The following is a 3,503-nucleotide window of genomic DNA, read 5'->3' as shown; positions in this document are numbered from 1 at the left end:
CCACGACGAGAAGGAGCGGTCGGACAGCCTGCCGTTGACCAGCACCTGCGGCACGCGGCGGGCGCCGAGTTCCAGCATGGTCATCGGCCAGATCTCCGATTCGGCGATGATCGCCAGGTCCGGCCGCCAATGGTCGAGGAAGCGGCTGACGGCGGGCTTCAGGTCAAGCGGCACGTATTGATGGATGATGCGGTCACCCAACCGCTCGTCGGCAACCTGGGCGGAGGTGACCGTGCCGGTGGTGAGCACGATGTTGACGCCATAGTCGAGGATGCTCTTGACCAGCGGCACGACGGCGATGGTCTCGCCGACGCTGGCCGCATGGATCCAGATCACCGGTCCTTCCGGACGCGGCCGGCCGGCGACACCGTAGCGCTCGCGCCGGCGCACGCGATCTTCCTTGCCCCTGGAGGTGCGCCAGGCGACATAGGGGCCGATCAGCGGATAGGCGGCGGCGCCCGCGTAGCGGTAGGCCGACAGCATGGCGCGCGCCCAGCGCTCGCTCATTTCGAACCGTCCACGAGGCGATAGGCCTCGGCAGTTGCGGCGTTGATCGCGTCGGTGACTTCCTGGCGCTTGCGTTCCATCTCGGCGTCGTCTGCATCGGCCGGCACGAATACCGGCGGCCCGACGATAACCGCTGAGCGGCCGAAAGGCAGGTTTATGGTGGTCTTATCCCAGCTTTTTTCAAGCACCTTGCGGCGGCTGGTGGCGATCGCCGAAGGCAGGATCGGCCGGCCGGACAGCCGCGCCAGAAGCACGACGCCCATCCCGGCGTCGCGCGGCGTGCCGTGCGGAATGTCGGCGATCATGGCCACGTTCTTATCGGCGGCGAGCGATTTCTTCAGGGCAATCAAAGCCTTGGCGCCACCCTTGTCGAGATGCCTCGTACTGTCGCGGCCACCGGAGCCGCGCACCGCCTCGATGCCGAACTTCTCAAGCATCAACGCGTTGAGCTCGGCATCCGCGCTGCGCGAGACCATGGCGACCAGCTTCCGGCCTTTCGGGTAATAGGCGGGCGTCAGCAGGTGCTGGCCGTGCCAGAGCGCGATGATACCGGGCTCCAGATGCGCGTAGGCGCCGCCGGCGACCTGAGTCGACCCCTTGACCAGCGGGCTCGTCAGGCGAACCAGACGGACAAAATTGGCGAACAGGCCGGCGATGAAGCTTTTGACGAACCGCGACTGCGCCAGCGGCTCGCGAATCCTGCGCCAGAGCGTCTTGCCGCCACGCCTGACCGTATGGGCGGGCTGCCCCTTCACCGCTTCATGCTCCAACGGTGTCAACCGGCGGCCTTCACGTCTGGGTCGAGCAGCCGGTGCAGGTGAACGACGAAATAGCGCATATGGGCATTGTCGACGCTGGCCTGCGCCTTGGCTTTCCATGCCGAGTGCGCGGACTGGTAGTCGGGATAGATGCCGACGATGTCGAGTCCGTCGAGGTCGCGGAATTCGGTTCCGCCGAGCTTCTTCAACTCGCCACCAAATACCAGGTGCAAAAGCTGTTTCTTTCCGTCTTCCACGGCCATGTCGGTCCTTCACATATCGTGAGTTTGCAAAGGTCTAGACCAAAGCCGCCGACTTTGGAACCTTTGATGATGGTTCAACTTTCCAGCCCGGCGATGACGCCGGCAAGCACGTCGAGCAGCTCGCCGCTGCCGGCGGCCAGCGCGCCGTGGTGGATCACCGCGCCGGCATAGCGCGGCGGCCGGCCTTGTCTGTCGAGCAAGGCGCCGCCCGCCTCGCGCAGGATGAGGTCGGCGGCGGCGATGTCCCAGTCATGCGCGTTGGGCTTGACGAAGGTGGCGTCGAGCTTGCCGGCGGCGATCATCGCCAGCCGGTAGGCAAGCGATGGAATATAGGGCATGCGGTGCAACCGGCCCTGCCACGCCTCCGGCAGCAGGTCGACCAGCGGCTTCGGGCCGCCGATATCCACATTGTCCGGCAGCGCGCGCACGCGAATCCGCTCGCCGTTGAGGAAGGCGCCTTCGCCGGGCAGCGCCCAGTAGGTCTCATGCTTGGCCGGGCATTCGAGGACGCCGGCAAGCGTCACCCCGTTTTCCACCACCGCGACGCTCACGCACCAGGAGTGCAGGCCATCGAGAAAACCACGCGTGCCGTCGATCGGGTCGACGACGAAGGTGCGGTGCGCGGCAAGCCTGGCATGGTCGTCGGCGGTTTCCTCCGATAGCCAGCCGTAACCCGGCCGCGCCTTGAGCAAGGTCTGGCGAAGATAGGCGTCGGCCGCGTGGTCGGCCTCGCTGACCGGCGAAGTGCCACCCTTCATCCAGACTTGCGGGTTGTTGCCGAAATAGCGCATGGCGATCGCGCCCGCCTCGCGGGCGGCGTCGCGCAGCAGAGCGAGGTCCTCGCGGGCCCCGGTCAGGACGGTCGGATCAGGCGCCGGCAAGGGTCATGCCTTCGATGAGCAGCGTCGGTGCCGCGGTGCCGAAATTGCGGTCGAGGTCGCTCGCCGGCACCATATTGAGGAACATGGTCTTCAGATTGGAGGCAATTGTCACCTCGGCGACCGGATAGGTGAGCTCGCCATTCTCGATCCAAAATCCGGAGGCGCCGCGGCTGTATTCGCCGGTCACCATGTCGACGCCCTGGCCAAAGACTTCAGTGACATAGAAGCCGCGCTTCAGCGACTTGATGAGGTCTTCCGGCGTCCGCTCGCCCGGCTCGATGGCGAGATTGGTCGAGGACGGCGAGACCGAGGAGCCGCTGCGCGAGCCTCGCCCGTTGGTGACAAGGCCGAGCTCACGCGCGGCCGAGGTCGACAGGAACCAGTGGTTGAGCACGCCCTTGTCCACCATCAGCAGTTTCTCGCCTTCGACGCCTTCGCCGTCAAAAGGGCGTGAGGCCTGGCCGCGGCGCCTCAGCGGCTCGTCGGTGACGGTGATCGCCGCCGCGGCGACCTGCTTGCCCATCATCTCGCGCAGGAAACTGGTCATGCGCGCCACCGCGGCGCCATTGATGGCGCCGGCGAGATGGCCGGCGATGCCGCGCGCGACGCGCGGATCGAACACGACGTCGACCGGTCCGGTCGCCGCCTTGCGAGCGCCGAGGCGGCGCACGGCGCGCTCGCCGGCCTTGCGGCCGATCGCTTCGGGCGCGTCGAGATCGGCGAAATGCTGGCGCGACGAGAACTCATAGTCGCGCTCCATGCCGGTGCCCTCGCCGGCAATGACACTGGTCGAGCGCGAGAAGCGCGAGGCGACATACTGGCCGACAAAACCGTGCGAGGTGGCAAGCACCAGGCCGCCCAGCCCGGCGCTGGCGCCGCTGCCGGCCGAATTGGTGACGCCCTTGACGGCAAGTGCGGCCGCTTCCGCCGCAAGTGCCGCCTCCTTCAACGCATCAGCCGAGACCTCGGTGGCGTCGAAGAGGTCGAGATCGCGCGGCTTGCCGGCCAAAAGGGCCGGATCGGCAAGGCCCTGATAGGGATCCTCGGGCGACACCCTGGCCATGGCGACGGCGCGTTCAGCCAGCGCCCTGGGG

At 67.0% G+C, this 3,503-nt stretch carries 5 protein-coding genes; all 5 read right to left on the bottom strand.

What is annotated here, in order from left to right; genetic code table 11:
- On the bottom strand, positions 1–507 hold a 507-nt coding region (locus tag EN780_RS29950), incomplete at its 3' end, for a glycosyltransferase N-terminal domain-containing protein (protein WP_281035385.1).
- Positions 504–1,262 carry a lysophospholipid acyltransferase family protein gene (locus EN780_RS29945; protein WP_245478410.1) on the bottom strand — a complete coding sequence of 253 codons (759 nt, stop codon included), beginning with the start codon at positions 1,260–1,262 and terminating at the stop codon, positions 504–506. The genes EN780_RS29950 and EN780_RS29945, both read right to left, overlap by 4 nt.
- A gap of 20 nt (positions 1,263–1,282) precedes the next feature.
- On the bottom strand, positions 1,283–1,528 hold the full coding sequence (locus EN780_RS29940; RefSeq protein WP_127285845.1) for a DUF4170 domain-containing protein: 246 nt from the start codon (positions 1,526–1,528) through the stop codon (positions 1,283–1,285).
- A gap of 74 nt (positions 1,529–1,602) precedes the next feature.
- Positions 1,603–2,409 (bottom strand): 3'(2'),5'-bisphosphate nucleotidase CysQ, encoded by an 807-nt coding sequence (locus EN780_RS29935; RefSeq protein WP_128276091.1) that lies wholly within the window; start codon positions 2,407–2,409, stop codon positions 1,603–1,605.
- Positions 2,396–3,503, bottom strand: a 1,108-nt coding sequence (locus EN780_RS29930; RefSeq protein WP_133372770.1) for a TldD/PmbA family protein, incomplete at its 5' end; no start/stop codon positions are given. The genes EN780_RS29930 and EN780_RS29935, both read right to left, overlap by 14 nt.

The sequence above is a fragment of the Mesorhizobium sp. M4B.F.Ca.ET.089.01.1.1 genome (assembly GCF_004022605.1).
GTDB classification, from domain to species: Bacteria; Pseudomonadota; Alphaproteobacteria; order Rhizobiales; family Rhizobiaceae; genus Mesorhizobium; species Mesorhizobium abyssinicae.
This window is presented reverse-complemented; position numbering and strand designations above follow the sequence as displayed.